The 16,679-nt window shown below is 41.8% G+C and carries 12 protein-coding genes; 1 reads left to right on the top strand and 11 read right to left on the bottom strand.

Annotated features, from left to right (window positions below; genetic code table 11):
• Entirely contained in the window at positions 1-951 is a 951-nt protein-coding gene (gene rsmH / locus PCY11_RS06880; protein ID WP_024054758.1) for a 16S rRNA (cytosine(1402)-N(4))-methyltransferase RsmH, read from the bottom strand.
• 150 nt (positions 952-1,101) lie between these two features.
• Between rsmH and PCY11_RS06875 the strand changes: the two genes are divergently transcribed.
• Positions 1,102-1,281, top strand: coding sequence for a hypothetical protein (locus tag PCY11_RS06875; protein WP_037599920.1), 180 nt, complete (start codon positions 1,102-1,104; stop codon positions 1,279-1,281).
• A 260-nt stretch (positions 1,282-1,541) separates the two neighbouring features.
• Here PCY11_RS06875 and PCY11_RS06870 read toward each other — a convergent pair whose 3' ends face one another.
• The 10 genes from PCY11_RS06870 to rbfA form a co-directional block, all read right to left on the bottom strand.
• Positions 1,542-2,924, bottom strand: a complete 1,383-nt coding sequence (locus PCY11_RS06870) for an amino acid permease (protein WP_301362604.1) — start codon at positions 2,922-2,924, stop codon at positions 1,542-1,544.
• A 163-nt stretch (positions 2,925-3,087) separates the two neighbouring features.
• Positions 3,088-3,345 carry a DUF896 family protein gene (locus tag PCY11_RS06865; RefSeq protein ID WP_003010384.1) on the bottom strand — a complete coding sequence of 86 codons (258 nt, stop codon included), beginning with the start codon at positions 3,343-3,345 and terminating at the stop codon, positions 3,088-3,090.
• Between the two features lie 33 nt (positions 3,346-3,378).
• Positions 3,379-5,415: a glycine--tRNA ligase subunit beta gene (gene glyS, locus PCY11_RS06860; RefSeq protein WP_301362603.1), complete on the bottom strand. Its 2,037-nt coding sequence runs from the start codon at positions 5,413-5,415 to the stop codon at positions 3,379-3,381.
• Positions 5,416-5,623: 208 nt separating this feature from the next.
• A complete protein-coding gene (glyQ, locus tag PCY11_RS06855) occupies positions 5,624-6,541 on the bottom strand; it encodes a glycine--tRNA ligase subunit alpha (RefSeq protein ID WP_002886077.1) in 918 nt (305 codons plus the stop codon).
• Positions 6,542-7,050: 509 nt separating this feature from the next.
• Positions 7,051-11,469: a S8 family serine peptidase gene (locus PCY11_RS06850; RefSeq protein WP_301362602.1), complete on the bottom strand. Its 4,419-nt coding sequence runs from the start codon at positions 11,467-11,469 to the stop codon at positions 7,051-7,053.
• A gap of 269 nt (positions 11,470-11,738) precedes the next feature.
• Positions 11,739-12,581 carry an aldo/keto reductase gene (locus PCY11_RS06845; protein ID WP_049490978.1) on the bottom strand — a complete coding sequence of 281 codons (843 nt, stop codon included), beginning with the start codon at positions 12,579-12,581 and terminating at the stop codon, positions 11,739-11,741.
• Positions 12,578-12,796: a hypothetical protein gene (locus PCY11_RS06840; RefSeq protein WP_003018530.1), complete on the bottom strand. Its 219-nt coding sequence runs from the start codon at positions 12,794-12,796 to the stop codon at positions 12,578-12,580. Before PCY11_RS06840 ends, PCY11_RS06845 begins: the two co-directional genes overlap by 4 nt.
• A 131-nt stretch (positions 12,797-12,927) precedes the next feature.
• Complete coding sequence (gene nagA / locus PCY11_RS06835; protein ID WP_042760248.1) at positions 12,928-14,085, bottom strand: N-acetylglucosamine-6-phosphate deacetylase; 1,158 nt, start codon at positions 14,083-14,085, stop codon at positions 12,928-12,930.
• 153 nt (positions 14,086-14,238) lie between these two features.
• Positions 14,239-15,870 (bottom strand): Na/Pi cotransporter family protein, encoded by a 1,632-nt coding sequence (locus tag PCY11_RS06830; RefSeq protein ID WP_301362601.1) that lies wholly within the window; start codon positions 15,868-15,870, stop codon positions 14,239-14,241.
• Between the two features lie 447 nt (positions 15,871-16,317).
• Positions 16,318-16,668 carry a 30S ribosome-binding factor RbfA gene (rbfA, locus tag PCY11_RS06825; RefSeq protein ID WP_003003976.1) on the bottom strand — a complete coding sequence of 117 codons (351 nt, stop codon included), beginning with the start codon at positions 16,666-16,668 and terminating at the stop codon, positions 16,318-16,320.
• Between the last annotated feature and the right edge of the window lie 11 nt (positions 16,669-16,679).

Below are 16,679 nucleotides of genomic sequence, written 5' to 3'. Positions count from 1 at the left end.
TTACTTGTGTATTTTTCGAGCAACCCGTAGTTTTGCTGAATGGGATCGATTATTATCCTCAAGCTCTTCATCACTTGGCAAAATAGGTTTCCGGTTGACTAACTCCATCTTTGGTTTCAAATCATCTGGAATAAAGGGAAGCCCCTTTGGAACCTCAACTGTCGAAGCTTCTTTAAACAATTGTTTGGTCAATCGATCCTCTAACGAATGAAAGGTAATCACAGAAATACGACCATCGAGGGCCAACAAATCCATGGCTTGCTGAATTGATTCATCTGCAGCTCCCAGTTCATCATTGACTTCGATACGAATGGCTTGGAAAATCTGTTTAGCAGGATGGCCCTTTTTCTTGAGCTCCTTAGCTGGTTTAGCAGATTTAATAATCTCTGCTAATTCAGTCGTCGTTTCAATCGGTTTAATTGCTCGTGCTTGCTCAATTTTCCGCGCAATTTGCTTGGAAAATTTGTCCTCTCCATATTTGAAAAAAATACGGACTAGATCATGGTAATCGTAGCTATTTACGACCTCATAGGCTGTCAAGGAAGCTTCTTGATTCATCCGCATGTCCAGTGGCGCATCTTTCTTGTAAGAAAATCCGCGTTCCCGTTCATCTAACTGAGGACTAGACACACCTAGGTCATAACAGATTCCATCAATTTCAGTCACACCCAATTCGTTTAGACGTTCCTTCAAATGACGAAAGTTATCCTTAATGAAGGTCACCATGCCTTTCTCGATGAAAGGTGCCAAACGAATCTTAGCATTCTCAATCGCATGCTGATCTTGGTCAAAGGCATAAAGATGGCCCGATTCATTTAATTTTGTTAACAAATATTCGCTGTGGCCTGCCCCACCCAATGTGGCGTCTACATAGATACCATCTGGCTTAACATCCAGCATATCGATCGTTTCATGAAGCAAAACCGTTACATGATGAAATTCTTTACTCATATCTTTACTATTTTACCACAAATGGGACCAAGATGCACTCCTGAAAGAAAATTCACTAACTAATCCTATCGGACCTTTTCGGATCCTTCAAAATACCTAGAAAGGCTTGATTTTATTTGTTTCCTCTAGGATTTATGATACAATATTCTTATGAAAATAAGAAAACAGATTCTCATCCCACTTTTATTGGTCGATGCTATCGCTCTCTACTTTTTTCTAACCACTATTGAGGCTTGGATTTTTTGGCTTGCTGCCCTGATCCTAGCCGGCTCACTTTGGTGGCTCAAAAAAGCCATTCAAGGACAAAAAACAGAGATGGAAGAAAAATAATTTCTTCCATCTCTGTTTTTCTTTTAATCACTCCAAGAAATTCCTTAAAAGAAAGCAAACTAGCTCTGAAATAATAAAGAGGCTGGGACAAAAGTCCTAGCCTCTTTATTGTTTTTGGATTGTCGAGCAAGACGCAGTAGTTGAGTGGGCTCTACTACGCTGATTTCATCAGCTTTTACAGCCCTACTCAACTGTGCGGAGGTGGGACGACGAAATCGAATTCTAACGAATTACCGATTTCTGTCCCACTCTCTTGCGGTTTATTTACTATGTTTCCAATTGCTGTAAATCCCAAAAAGAATGATCCAGATGGTTGCTCCAATCGCTCCAATGTATGTTGATTCTTGCAAAAAGAGACAAACGAATACGAAGAGGAAGAAAACAATGGTCAATGGATTCAACACTTTATAGGCTGGCATGACAAAACCATCTGGCATAAATTCTTTCGATTTACGGTACTTAAGATGGGCAAGCATAGTCAAAATGTAAATAGCAATGTAGACACCAGAAGAAGATGCTGTAATCAAGGCAAAGGCATCTGAGACACCTGGCAACACATTGATAAAGGCTGAAACAGCAACCACAATCGCAGAAAAAATAATCGCGCGACTTGGAATCCCCATACGAGATAAGCTATTCAGCTTCAAACGATTCATCACTTTACTGTTTGGAGTTTCTTTTGCAATCTGATACAAGTGACGCCCTGTTGAATAGAGGGTGGAATTCAAGGAAGATGCAGCAGCTGTCAGTACAACAAAATTAATCAATCCTGCTGCCCACTTGATTCCTACCATCTGAAAGACAGTTACAAACGGTGACTTATTGACAGGAAGCTGTTGCCAAGGGAAAATAGCCATAATCGCCAACAAAGCTCCTACATAAAAGATTACAATTCGGATTGGAATTTCTTTAATGGCTTTTGGCAATACTTGGCGGGGATTAGCTGTTTCAGAAGTAGTAATTCCGACAAACTCGATCGCTTGATAAGCAAAGAAGACCATTTGGAAGGCCATGACAAACTTGACCCAACCATTTGGAAACATTTGAAAACCACTGGTAATATTGGTTAAGCTAGCGTGTCCAGCTGGTGTTTCAAAATTCGTCGTCACCATAAAGATCCCTGTTGCGATCAAGGCTAAAATAGTGACAATCTTGATCATTCCAAACCAGAATTCAACCTCTCCAAAAACCTTCACAGCGATCAAGTTTACACAACTTAAGAGCGCTAAAAAGATAATTTGAATCTGCCAGGCTGGCCAATTTGGAAACCAAAGCTGGACATAGTTGGAAACAGCGGTGATCTCTGCCATTCCCAAAAATACCAAGGAGACCCAATAGGACCATCCTGAAAAATAACCCCAACCTTTTCCTATATACTTGGTGATAAAGTTGATAAAGGTGTGTTGATCAGGGTCCATATAGAGCATTTCTCCGATCGCCCGCATCATCAAGTACATGAAGGCGCCAGTCAGCATATAGACTAAAATAATAGAGGGACCTGTCAAAGAAAGGGAACGACCAGCTCCAAGAAAGAGCCCTGTCCCGATGGTTCCTGCAATAGCGATCAGCTGAACATGCCGATTTTGCAGACCACGAACCATCCCATTTTCGGTTTCTTGACTAGGATGATGTTTTTTTGACATATGATTACTCCAATTCTTTTTCTGTACATTTTCAGAAAAGTATACTTTAAATTTTCACACAATCTACTATACCATGTTTTTAAAAATTGGTCAATCTAGTCCAGAATATTCTGAATTTTATAGATTAAAAAGACTGCTGGAGTCTCTTCCAGCACTCTTTTGCTTATGAATTAGGGTCATCGAGGCTACGGCCATGCAAACCTTTTTCCCGTTGCACTTGGCGTAGTTTCTCAGGTGTTACATCGTTACCTTCTTCATCCACAATTTTGATCCCTTCAATGTGGTGACGAACCGAACGACGATAACCTTCAATATATTCTTCACGAAGTTTTGCTTGCTCCACTGTTTCTTCTGGCGTCAAACCTTCTGTTTTTTTCTTTTTAGCAAGCTCATTGATTCGAGCGATTTTTTCAGGTGTCATAATAAAACCTACTTTCTACCTGTCATCAGGTACTTATTTTGTGTTCAATTGATTAAAGGCTGCAACAGCATTAGCTTTCGCTACAAGGCCTGCAAGAAGGGTCAAACGGTTGTTTTTAACAGCCTCATTTTCTGCCATCACCATGGTATTGTCAAAGAAAGCATCAATGACTGGGCTAAGAGCAAAGAGTTGAGCCAATTTATCACTAGCTGAACCAGTCAATTCAAGCTCTTCAATCGCTTTAGAAAGGGCTTTTTCTTGATCATTTTCAAAGAGACTAGCATCGACCGCTACTGAAGCATCTGCTTTTTCTGCCAAGTTAAAGGCACGAGAGAGGGATTCAACAGCTGCCTTGTAACCATCCGTCTTCGCAGCTTCTGAAAGAGCTTCAGCTGCTTCCAGCATATCTGCCACGACAAAGTTTGAACTAGCAAGAACAGCTTCTTTGATATCTTTTGGTGTGCGTCCCATCATCTTGTCCACGCGCGCCTTGATGAAGTTGAGCACTTCTGCTTGATTGTCATAGGAAAGGCTATCAAATGAAAGTCCGTAGAGGCTGTCAATCAACTCATCCATAGGGATATGCCAACCAAAGGCATCCAAGATACGAACAATCCCTTGTGTTGCACGACGAAGCGCATAAGGGTCATTTGAACCTGATGGAATCAAGCCAACTGAGAAGAAGGAAAGGAGGGTATCCAATTTATCTGCAAGGGCAAGAATGGCACCAACCTTAGTCTCTGGAAGGGCTCCGTCTGCTGAATCAGGAAGGTAGTGCTCACGGATAGCTGTCGCAACCGCAGCATCTTCACCAGCAAGGAGGGCGTATTTTTCACCCATGATTCCTTGCAATTCATCGAACTCTCCGACCATACCCGTCAAGAGGTCAAATTTGTAGATTTCAGCTGCACGAGCGACGGCTGCCGTTTCTTCAGCAGTCAAACCAGCTTGCTCAGCTAGTGACGCTGCAATGACACCCGCACGCGCCATGTGTTCTGAAAGAGAACCAATTTTTTCATGGAAGGTCACGTTGGCCAATTTAGCAACGAGGTCTTCAATCTTAAGTTTTTGGTCTTCACGCCAGAAGAATTCACCATCTTCAAGACGCGCCACCAAGACTTTTTCATTTCCTCGGATAACATTTTCCAAGTGCTCAGCGTTCCCATTACGGACGGAGATGAAGTTTGGTTTCAGCTGACCATCAAGGTCGCGTACAACAAAGTACCGTTGGTGTGTTTCCATTGAGGTCACCAAGACTTCTTCTGGAACGTCCAAATATTTGGTGTCGAAGCTTCCCATAAAGGCAGTTGGGTATTCGACCAAGTTCAAGACTTCATTCAAAAGTCCTTCTTCGATTTGGACTTGAACACCTTGTTCTGCTTCGATGGCTTTAATTTGCTCACGAATCATGTTTTCACGTTCTTTGCTATCCGCAATCACGTAAACCGTGCGAAGGTCTTCTTCATACGAATCCGCATTGGTAATTTCTACTTCATGTCCAAGGAAACGGTGCCCACGACTCACACGACCCGACTTAATATCCAAGAAATCAAGGTCGAGTGCTTCGTCGCCCAAAAGAACGATCAAGGTGTGAACTGGGCGAATGTATTCAAAGGTGTTGTTAGCCCAGTGCATGCTAACAGGAAAGGTCAATGAAGCAAGCACCTCTGGAACGCCAGCCAAGACTTCTTTAGCTGGTTTTCCAGCTTCGTGCTTCGTAACATAAACGTACTCTTCCCCTTTGACTTCACGGAATTCGATATCATCAACCGTCAAGCCTTTCCCACGGACGAATCCTTGAGCCGCTTTTGAGAAGTTTCCATCTGCATCCAAGGCGATTTTCTTAGAAGGTCCTTTAAAATCTTCAGTCAAATCAGATTGTTGATCTGCTAAACCAATGACACGGACTGCCAAACGGCGTGGTGTTGAAAAGGTTTGAATGCTCTCGTATGAAAGACGGTTGTCATCCAAGAAGGCTGCCATTTTCTCACCGAGTTGTTTTTCACTTGGTGTGACAACGTAGGCTGGCAACTCTTCAAGTCCAAGTTCTACTAATAAGTTTTTTGTCATGTTTTTTCTCCGAAAAATATCTTTTTTTCCAGTTTGCCTTATGTGATTGGCACGCAAGCAACCGACTGCGTCGTTTCATTGCTAAAATCGGAGCCTAAGGTCTCCAATTTTGCCTGGTATCGTTAGTTTCTCTAACGATACCTCTATCACTGCGGCAACTGGTTCTGTAGGATCCCTCTATAACCCAATCCTATTTAATATACTCTCTTTATTCTTCCTCTTCTGCTAGGAGTTTGGCGCGTGTGGCTTCGTCAAGAAGTGGGTAACCGAGTTTCTTACGTTCTGCAACGAAGGTCTTAGCTACGACACGGGCCAAGTTACGGATGCGGGCAATGTAACCGGCACGTTCTGTAACGGATACTGCTCCACGTGCATCAAGCAAGTTGAAGGTGTGTGAACATTTCAAAACGTAGTCATAGGCAGGGTGAACAAGGCCTAATTCCAAAGCACGCCCTGCTTCTTTTTCAAATTTTTCGAAGTTTTCAAGAAGCATATCTTGGTCAGAAACTTCAAAGCTATATTTTGAGTGTTCATATTCTGGTTGAAGGAAGATTTCTCCGTATTTAACGCCTGGAGCCCACTCAATATCATAAACTGAGTCTACTTCTTGGATGTAAGAAGCCAAACGTTCCAATCCGTAAGTGACCTCAGAAGTTACTGGGCCAGTTGCCAAACCACCAACTTGTTGGAAGTAGGTGAACTGAGTGATTTCCATACCGTCCAACCAAACTTCCCAACCAAGACCAGCTGAACCAGTTGATGGATTTTCCCAGTTATCTTCAACGAAACGGATATCGTGCTCCAAAGGATTGATCCCCAATTTTTCCAATGACTCAAGGTAGAGCTCTTGGATGTTTGATGGTGATGGTTTCATCACCACTTGGAATTGGTGGTGTTGGTAAAGACGGTTTGGGTTTTCCCCGTAACGACCGTCCGCTGGACGACGAGATGGCTCTACATAAGCCGCATTCCATGGCTCAGGACCAATGGCACGAAGGAAAGTGTAAGGACTCATGGTTCCCGCACCTTTTTCATTATCATAAGCCTGCATGAGCATACAACCCTGGTCATTCCAGTATTGTTGCAAAGTAAGGATGATTTCCTGGAAAGTCAATTTTTTAGACATTATTTACTCCTTTTTCTATAATTTCTTGCGACACGAGTCTGCCTCGTCAATCGTACGGGGCAAGACGAGTTAGTACTGCGTTTAGCTCAGGCACCCTAGTGCTGAGCGTGGGGCAGTCCGACTGTAAGGAGCTCTCTGCCACTGACGCAGTGAAAGGTTAGTTTTTTTGACATTGAATACTCCTTATTCATAAAGTTTCTTGTGACTTAGGATACAAAAAGAACCGTGTCTCTGCTCCTAAGTCTATGACCTAGGGGCGTTAGAAACGCGGTTCCACCCTAATTTATTACTTCATTTTATTTTACTTTACTCAGCTTTTTACTGAGAGAAAGCGCCACTTGCTTACCTTGCTCTACTTGGCTCTCACTATCCCAAGCTCGCTAGAAAAACGCCGTAAGCCCTTCTTTCTTGACTAGTATTATAGCAGATTTTTAGTGACTTGTAAATTAAAATCCGCATGAAACAATCGTTTCATACGGATTTTAGGCTAACAAACAAGGTTGTTTTTCTTATGGACGTCTTGCAGCTTTTGGTTTTTTACCATGAAGTTTTTTCTTGGCATTCTTCAAGGCTGTCAAAGCATCTTTCACATCTTGTTGGCTTGCTCCTGGATTTGAAAGGATGGTTTGTGCATCCTTGAAGGCTACTAGGTAAGCTTCTTTTTCTTCATTTCCTGCATAGATGAATTTAGCATTCTTTTCTTGGAACTTCAATTCTTCCTTGATGTATTTTTCAAGACTTGAAAAATCAGTTGCTTTCCCGTTTAATTTTCCTTCTGCACGGCTAAGCTCAGCAAGTGCTTGATTGATTTGTTCTTGTTTCACAGTTGGATCAACTGCAAGCAAGGCTACTGTTTGGAAAGCACGATCGTAGTCGCGACGTACTTTTTCTTTGGCATTGGCATAACGACCAGTTTTTGTCGTAGCATCGTAAGCCTGCATAGCTTCTTTCAAGGCCGCAACGTTTGAATCTTTCCCATCCAAAGCTTGGCTGGCAGCTTCAAGACTAGCTAGAGCTTGGTTGACTTGCTCTTGACTAACCTTGTTGGTCAAGGCTGCTTGGGCCGCTTGCAAGGCTTGATCATAGGCTTCCTTCTTATCCGCACTGGCATTGAAGTATTGCGCTGTCTTTGTAATATCTGCTTGGTTGTTCAAAGCAGCTAAGAGATCCACTTTTGAGATCACTCCAATACGATAATTGTTGTTGCGTCCTGCGACAACTGAGATCACTGGTGCTTCCTCAGCTAGTTCATAGCCTGTAGGAAGAGTTGCAACCAAGGTATATTGACCAGTTGCTACAGATTTACCAAAGCCATTTTTACCATATTTTTCAGCTGGCAAGACAAAGTTTTCACCATCTGCCCCTTTTAATACGATCGTAGCTGCTTTTGAAACCGGTTGATCAAAGCTGATGCTAACTGGCGCGTATTCTAAAGTATTGGCAAGAAAAGCAATCGTTTGGAAACTATTATCCTCTGTCAAATCAAATTCTTGCGTCAAGCTGCTGACAAATTTCACTTCTGTACGATCATACGTAAAGATTTCAGCAGTATAATGACCAAAGTTCAAGAAGTTAATATCTTTTGTCTTATCAACTGACACGTATTGGCCCTTGCTATCTTTGATTCGGTAAACATACATAGTATCCAAATCTTTGTTCGTTTTAGCGTCACGAACTGCAATTTGAACCCGACCACTATTTTGATCCCGAACTAAATCAGCTAGTGAAACATAATCTACGTTCCCCGCAAAGTCTTCTACATAGTAGTAGATATTCTTCTTATCGATGTTTTCAGGAAGATCGAAGCTACCATCTGCATTGGCCTTGATCACATGGTAATTTTCAAGCGCACGTGTACCATTCTTATCTTCACTGGTTTGGACCATTGTCCCCTGATCATCAAATGGAGTCACATAGACGAGTTTTTCAGTTAAGATACCACCATCGCCAACATCTTTGGCTTTACGTGCTACAAACTGTTGAGCCCCATCTTTGAAACGGATATATCCAGATGTGATCACTGGTTTTTGAGTATCGACTTGAACCTTGAAGGTTGTTGATTGCTCCTCAGCTCCAGGAACCATTGGGGTGTAACGAATGACATAATCATATACACCATCTGCTACTGCTTTCCCATTTGCATCGGTACCATTCCAAGCAGTGTTATCTAGTGTATAGCTGCGTGGGTTCTTTTCATTGCCATCAAAGAAGTTCTTACGATGATCAGATGGAGTTCCTTCCCACAGTGGATTTTTATGTTCCGTATCGCTTGCTGCATAGACAGCTGCATGAAGGTTTTCAATGTTTCGAAGAGCAACCGTCTTGTATTCAACGAGGTCTTTATTTCCATCTTCATTTGGTGAAATGGCAATGCGAACATTTCCATTCTCATCTAGTTGAAGAGCATGAGTTCCTTCCGCATTTTCTTCAATACCAAGAACGGTAATCCGACGACCATCTCGTTTCCCTTGTGTAAGGAGAAGGTCATTTTGAAGGGTGACAAGCGCAGAAACATTGGCACTAGATGAGATATTCAAATTTTTTGGAACATGATAGTAGAAGCCATCTTTTCCTTCACGAACCAAATCATAGATTGGTTTTTCAACAGCTGGAAGGTTTTGGAATTCTCCCTTGAATCCCATAAATGGCAAGCTAACTACATCCCCATCATCTGCTGGATCGACAAAACGAACAAATCCTTCAAGGAAATAGCCATTTGGCATTTCTTTGCTTAATTCTTCTGTGAATTTACTTGTGTCGACTTTCACTGTAACTGTTTCAGAACTATGTGCTTTCACGGTTACTTCAGGCCAAGCAGTTTCTGTTAATTTACGTGGACGAAGGGTAAATTTACCATCCTTCACTTCATCTGTGTCAGTATTCACCAACATTTTCAAGGTACGATCGGTATCTGAAATATTGTGGACTGTGACATCAAAGGTAAAGCTATCTCCAACATTTCCAAGAGTGACGCTTGGATAGTTGTTTTCACCAGTCACATACAAGTCTGTTGAAACGGCTGCGGCTGTGTCGACAACCCCTGCTCCTTGTTGGCGTGGAGACGTATAGACACCGGTTTCTTTGTTAACATGTGGTTTAGCCGTAGACATAATCAAGGCTTTCACTGTTTCAGAAACTTGTTCTGGAGTTAATTCTGGGTGATGCTTCACAAGGTATTCTTTGACCAAGGCGGCGACACCTGCCACGTGAGGTGAAGCCATACTAGTACCACTCATATCCCCGTAGGTATTGTCATTTAAAGAAGAGAAGATATTCCCACCAGGTGCTGTGACATCTGGTTTCAACTGACCATCGGTTGTCACTCCCCAGCTTGAGAAATCAGACAATTGGTCTGCTTCTGGAGATGGACGGTTGGCCATGGTATTGTTAAAGACAACTTTGTAAGATCCAGCTTTCAGAGCTTCCCCATAGCGTTTTGAAATGAAGACAGATGGAATTTTCTTAGCATCTCCATCAATTGCCATTCCAAGATTCGATCCTTCCACATTATTGTAGACCAAAGCTCCTGCTGCACCATGATGGAAGGCATTGGCAATCTTTTCTGAGAATGGAATTTCCCCGCGTTGGATAAGCGCCAATTTACCAGTAAGATCTAGATCTTTGAAATCATCTTCTTTCCCAAGACCAACTGATACATACTCATATTCTTTACCTTTTTCAAAGTCTGTATCTGTTGCAGATTTACTGTAGTCAAACTTCCCGTTATCTACTTCTGCATTACCTTCCAAACCTTTGACTTCAAAAACCTCTGTGGTAATGATTTTATTATTGATTGAAGCAACAGAAATAGAGTCCTCTACTGTTGATGGGTTTCCGACCAAGCCGTAATCTGGATTTTCTGCAGCTGGTCTTGAATAACCATTCCCAAAAGTATTGCTATTTCCTGCAGAGATTAGGACAGATACACCTTTAGCACGCGCCCGTTTGATAGCATCAATGATGTCTGAACCTGCATTGACCGTAGAACCAGTAGAAGATCCAAGACTCATATTGATGGTATCGGCACCAAGAGCTACAGCATCATCAATTGCTTTTACATAAAGGGCAGAACCCGTTGTTTTTTGACGATCTGAAAAGACACGCATAAACATAACTTGCGCTTCTGGTGCTACACCATAGATCTTTTCACCGTTTCCTGCTTCTTTATCAGGATTCCCTGTTGCAATCCCTGTAACGTGCATCCCATGAGAATCTCTTTCGGCCTCTTTGATATTGTCGGTCCCATCAAAGTAGTCATAAGCGTAGACAACCTTGTCGTTGTACCATTTACCATAATCGATTCCTGCCGCTTTCTTAGCAGCTTCGATTTCTTCTTGGTTTTTAAACTTAGCTTTTGAAGGATCGGTAATCCGAAGAACCTCGTGGTTCACATCCAAGCCAGAGTCGATGACGGCGACAACCATCCCTTCCCCTTTATAGCCTTGCTTCCAGGTTTGGGGAACAGTAATAATTTCGTCACTTTCGATGCTTTGAGGTTTTTCAGCTGCCTCATGGCGATTCGTTGTTTCAGAACTTGTCGCAGTCGCCACTTCTGTTGCTTTTTCTACAGGTTTTTCCGCTACTTCCGGTTTTGTTTCTGGAACAGTAGCTGCTTCTTTCGGAGCTTCTATTTTTTCAACATGACCTGCTTCTGTTGCATTCGTTGTCTTTTCAGCAACTGTTGCTTCTTTTGCAACTTCTACTTTCTCACTAGCGACTGCTGTATTTGCTTCTGTTGCTTGTGAATGCTCTTCTTCAGCAGGTGCCTGTTGAGTAGTGGCTACAAGCTGTGTTCCAGCACTCGTTTGGCTGGCCGCTTGTTCTTCTGCACTCGCTTGTGCAGATCCAAATACCAAAACAGCCCCTAATAAAACTGAGGCTACACCAAATTTGTATTTTCTTAATGAAAAACGTTCTTGTCTATTCATAGAAACTCCCCTTTTATTTTAATAGTAACTATTATAACGCAAAATTATCTGAAAATTCATTCAAAAAACAAATTGTAACACAAATGTAACATTTACGAATATTACTAACTATTAACTAATTTTCGTTCGGAAAATTTTGAAGTTACATGGGAAAGTATTATAGAACATCTGTTTTTATTGGATTTTTAAAATTATTTAATCGTTGAAAGGATTTTAAAAACCGAGAACGAAACTGTCCTCGGTTTTCATTAATGAATAGAAATTCTCTTTTAAAAATCTTTGGTGTCTGGATCTGGTGCACCTGCTTCAACCGGAAGATGACGAAGGAGTTCCACATCATCTGCCGTCAATTCAAAATCAAAGCAATTTAAATTACTCGCAATCCGCTCAGGCGTAACCGATTTGGGCAATGGAAGGAAACCTTCTTGCAAACTCCAAGCCAGGGCTAGTTGAGCAACGGTCTTTCCATATTTAGTAGCCATTTCTTTTACTTGTTCATTTTGGAACAATTCTCCTTGGCCAAAAGGTCCCCAAGCCTCTAATAAAATGCCATGCTTGCGACTCGCTGCAATGGCTTCGCTTTGGTAAACCCCAGGTGCTAGACGAATTTGGTTCACAGACGGAATGACCCGAGCTGTTTCAAGGAGGGCTTCCAAATGATGAGGCAGAAAATTGCTAATACCAATAGCTCGAACCTTGCCAGCAGCTAGCATATCTTCCATTGCCCGCCAAACCTCAGCATTTCGTTGTTTCCAAGCATCATTTTCTCGAAGAGGTTTTGGATTTGGCCAATGAATCAAATAAAGATCTACATAGTCCAAGCCTAGTTTCTCAAGAGACTCTTCCAAAGCAGCTTGAGCGTCTTCATAGGTGTGATGAGTATTCCAAAGTTTGGTGGTAATAAACAGGTCTTCGCGCGCAAGACCACTGTCTTTAATGGCCCGACCCACACTCTCTTCATTCTGATAAATCGCAGCTGTATCGATATGGCGGTAACCTGCTTTTAAAGCAGCTAAGACAGCTTGATAGGCTTCTTCTCCATCTGCTGCTTTCCAGGTTCCAAATCCTAATACAGGAATCTCCACCCCATTATTTAAACGATAATTGTTCATTTTTTCTTTCCTTTCTTCGATTTCGGTTTCTTAGGCCCTCGAAGCTTGAGCTCTGGCTTAAAAATATTCTTCTTGGTTGGCTCCATCTTCTTGCTATAAAAACTATAGAGTAAAAATGCCCCACCAACAATCACAATAAAGATATTTTTTCTTACAATCCCATAGAGCAAGAAAAAAATTCCCATCAATAAAAAACGTATATCAATTGCCTTCATAAGCTACCTCACATTTCAATTCCCATTATAGCATGAAAAGACAGCATTCACAAAATTGCACTACCATCGGTAAACAAAAACCTCTCTAGGTATGACTTAGAGAGGAAGTATTCTATCTTTAATTCTTGAATCTAGTTCGTAGCCTGGTAACGTTTGACCCCATCGAGATAGGTCGCAACCAGATCCAAATTTTGATCAAGAACGATGAAGTCCGCATCATATCCTTCTCGAATTTGACCACAAACATCATCAATATGGACTGATTTTGCCGGATTGAGGCTGGCCATCATCACTGCTTCGTGAGGGTTAGCAATCCCCCACTCTACAACATTTTTTAATCCATCTTTCAATTTCAAGATTGAGCCAGCTAGATTACCAGTTGATTTCAAGCGAGCAGTCCCTTCAGCAACCACGACTGGGAATTCCCCAAGCATGTAGTCCCCGTCTTCTAAGCCCCCAGCTGTCATACAGTCCGTAATCAAGGCAACATTTTCTTTGCCTTTTTGTTTCATCAGGATATCACACGCTAGTGGATCCACGTGATGGCCATCACAGATCAACTCTGCTGTAGTATGAGGCAACTCATACATGGCACCAACCATACCGAGTTCACGGTGCGTCAAACCACGCATACCATTGTAGGCATGTACCCAGACACTCGCACCTGCATCAACCGCTTTTTTAGCTTCTTCAAAAGTAGCATTGGAGTGTCCCAGAGCGACAGTCACTCCTTCTCCTGTAATGGTCCGAACAAATTCTTCCACCCCTTCACGCTCGGGAGCAAGGGCAATCTTATTCAACAGACCATTGGCAGCTTTTTGCCAAGCCCGGAATTCTTCCATACTTGGATCCTTCATATAAGATGGGTTTTGAGCTCCCTTGTATTTTTCTGTAAAATAAGGGCCTTCAAAATAAATCCCGCGAATCTTAGCTCCTGTTGCTTCTTTGTATCGTGCACCGATATTTTCAGTTACTGCCAAAAGTTGTTCGTAAGAGGAAGTCAAGGTCGTAGGCAAAAAGCTCGTAACCCCTGTACTCAAGAGCCCTTCACTCATGGTATGGAGAGTGCCTTCGATATTATTATCCATCACATCTACCCCACCAAATCCGTGAATATGGGTATCTACGAGGCCAGGCGCAATGCTGTAACCAGAATAATCCAGCACATCCGCACCTTCTGGTAAGCTTTCCACATGTTTTCCAAACTTGCCATCAACAAGCTCCAAATAGCCTCCGCGGCGAACCCCATGTGGATAATAAAATTGATCTGCTTTAATATATGTAGACATAAAATCGTCCTTTCCATTGTAGGAACTGTGTTCCATTTATATTCATACATATTATAACGCTTTCACTTCCATTTGTAAATGGTCTAGACCTATTTTTGAATAGAATCCAACAAAAAACAGAGTAAGCTTCCTACTTACTCTGTTTGACGTTCCTTAAATTTGCTCGATTTGTACTTTTTCAGCGAGATTCATGGCATGGTCTGCAACACGTGTATAGTGAGAAATGATATCAATAAAGTTTACTCCGGCTTGAGGTGTACATTCGCCGTGGTTCAAACGACGAATATGGGTTTTCCGAAGTCTTTTCTCCAACTTTTCAATTGCCTCGTGACGTGCTACCAATTGGTTTGCAAGACTCACATCATTGTTCTCAACAGCTTTTAAGGCATCCTCTACAAATTGATGGGTTTGGTTGTAAATATCTTCCAATTCAGCCAAGGCCGCTTCTGAAAAGACCACTTTCTTACGAATTAAATAATCGGTCAGATTGATCAAGGCTTCCGCGTGATCTCCAATCCGCTCCAAATCCCGTGAAGAATCCAAGATATTGGTGAGAACTTCACTTTCTCTCGGACTCAAGGCTTCACTTGACAAACGAATCAGGTAGCGAGTCAAATCATCATCAATGGTATTGATGGCTTCTTCTGTCTTATGACCCTTTTCAGCTGTTTTCTCATTTTGATGAACAATATAATCATAAGAAAGATTAAAAGCTTTGTCTGCATATCCACCTAAATGAAGCAACTCTTTTTTCGCATTTCCAAGAGCAATCGAAGGCGCTTGGGTGATCAAGTTTTCATCCAAGTAGAGCGGTTCATATTTGACAACCTCATCCTCACCAGGAATCAGCTTGGTCACAAAGTATGCCAAAGCTCCAATGAATGGGAACTGGATGATGGTATTGGTTATATTAAAGGTTCCGTGAGCAAAGGCTATGGTCATTTCTGGGGATAAATGAAGAGTCGTTTCAAACCATTGAATCAAAGAGGTAAACGGAACAAGGAAGACAAGACAGATAATGGTTCCGATAACATTAAAGGCTACATGGGCACCTGCCACACGTTTGGCCGCAATATTAGCTCCCAAGGAAGCAATGATAGCTGTAATGGTCGTTCCGATATTATCACCAAAGAGAACTGGGAGGGCTCCTTTCAGGTCAATCAAATGACTAGCATAGAGATTTTGCAAGATACCAATGGTTGCAGAAGAGGCCTGAATCAAAAGTGTTAAGCCTGATCCAACAAAGACACCCAAGATAGGACTTTTACTTAACTGCACCATATAGTCACGAAAGACTTGCAAATCTTTAAGAGGTTCCATAGCCCCACTCATCAAGTTGAGGGCAAAGAAGATACCACCGACACCAAAAACGATTCGTCCAACATTATTAACCAAACGATTTTTGGTAAAGAAGAGACAAACCGCTCCGATAAAGAGCATGGGAAGAGCGTAGTCTCCTAATTTAAAACCAATGATAAAGGAGGTAATAGTCGTTCCAATATTGGCCCCCATAACAATACCAATAGCTTGACGGAGGGTTAGAAGTCCTGCACTCACCAGACCGACCGTAATCACTGTAACCCCTGAACTCGACTGAATCAAGGCAGTCATCCCAATCCCTACTAGAACCCCTAGAAAGGGATTACTCGTATATTTATCAATATAGTATCGAAGTCGATCTCCTGCAGCCTGTTGCAAGCCTTCTCCCATGGTTTTAATACTATAGAGAAAGAGCCCCAGGCCTCCCAAAAAGTTAAATACAATTTCCTGCCAGTTAATCGACATGTTCATTCCTCCAAATTTGAGATCAGAAATAAAACTCCTCTCCTATTGTAAAGGATAATTTCCAATCACACAAGAGATTTCTGTAAATTTCTATTATTTTTTGAAACCGTTTTTTTCTTTCTGTTTTATTTTCCTCATTTTAAGAGTCAAAAAAAGTTGGAAATTTCCAACCCGAGACTGTAGACAAACTATTCTTTTTTATAAATCTAATAAATTCTATAAAAAGAAATGTTACTCGTTAGAGTGATTCAATCATCTACTGAAACTTTTCGTCGTGAGAAAAGTACCTGAAACTTAATAGTTTCAGGTACTCGGAATTATTGAGACCTTAGGCTCAATAATTAGTCATGGAACTTCGAAGAAGTTCGCTGACGTCCGTACTCACCTAAGGAAAGTTTCTAAGAAGACTTTATCTTTCAATCTGGGCGTGGAAAATTTCCAACCTCTCTAGTCTTTGTTCAAATTGCGCAACATCTCATCGATCTTATTCCCGTATTCGATGGATTCGTCTTTCACAAAAGTAAGATCTGGAATCTTGTACAATTTCAGATTCCGACCTAATTCACGCTTGATGGTTCCTGTTGCTTTTTCAAGGCCTGTCTGAGCCTTTTGATTGTCTGAAGCCAAATCACTCATAATTGAATAATACACTTTGGCCATAGACAAATCACCTAGCATTTGAACATCCGTAATAGTAACGCCTTGAACACGCGGGTCACGGACTTTCTTTTGTAAAATCTCATTGACTTCACGCTTGATTTCCATCCCTACTCGATCTGTCCGAAAATGACTTGCCATAGGAACTCCTT

The organism is Streptococcus sp. SP8 (genome assembly GCF_030440045.1).
GTDB lineage: Bacteria > Bacillota > Bacilli > Lactobacillales > Streptococcaceae > Streptococcus > Streptococcus parasanguinis_I.
This window is presented reverse-complemented; position numbering and strand designations above follow the sequence as displayed.

Coding starts and splice junctions, on each gene's coding strand:
- PCY11_RS06865 (WP_003010384.1), bottom strand. CDS start 3,345: ATGACACCTGAAAAAATCGCTCGAATCAATGAGCTTGCTAAAAAGAAA.
- rbfA (WP_003003976.1), bottom strand. CDS start 16,668: ATGGCAAGTCATTTTCGGACAGATCGAGTAGGGATGGAAATCAAGCGT.
- PCY11_RS06875 (WP_037599920.1), top strand. CDS start 1,102: ATGAAAATAAGAAAACAGATTCTCATCCCACTTTTATTGGTCGATGCT.
- PCY11_RS06870 (WP_301362604.1), bottom strand. CDS start 2,924: ATGTCAAAAAAACATCATCCTAGTCAAGAAACCGAAAATGGGATGGTT.
- glyQ (WP_002886077.1), bottom strand. CDS start 6,541: ATGTCTAAAAAATTGACTTTCCAGGAAATCATCCTTACTTTGCAACAA.
- glyS (WP_301362603.1), bottom strand. CDS start 5,415: ATGACAAAAAACTTATTAGTAGAACTTGGACTTGAAGAGTTGCCAGCC.
- PCY11_RS06840 (WP_003018530.1), bottom strand. CDS start 12,796: ATGAAGGCAATTGATATACGTTTTTTATTGATGGGAATTTTTTTCTTG.
- PCY11_RS06830 (WP_301362601.1), bottom strand. CDS start 15,870: ATGTCGATTAACTGGCAGGAAATTGTATTTAACTTTTTGGGAGGCCTG.
- rsmH (WP_024054758.1), bottom strand. CDS start 951: ATGAGTAAAGAATTTCATCATGTAACGGTTTTGCTTCATGAAACGATC.
- PCY11_RS06845 (WP_049490978.1), bottom strand. CDS start 12,581: ATGAACAATTATCGTTTAAATAATGGGGTGGAGATTCCTGTATTAGGA.
- nagA (WP_042760248.1), bottom strand. CDS start 14,085: ATGTCTACATATATTAAAGCAGATCAATTTTATTATCCACATGGGGTT.
- PCY11_RS06850 (WP_301362602.1), bottom strand. CDS start 11,469: ATGAATAGACAAGAACGTTTTTCATTAAGAAAATACAAATTTGGTGTA.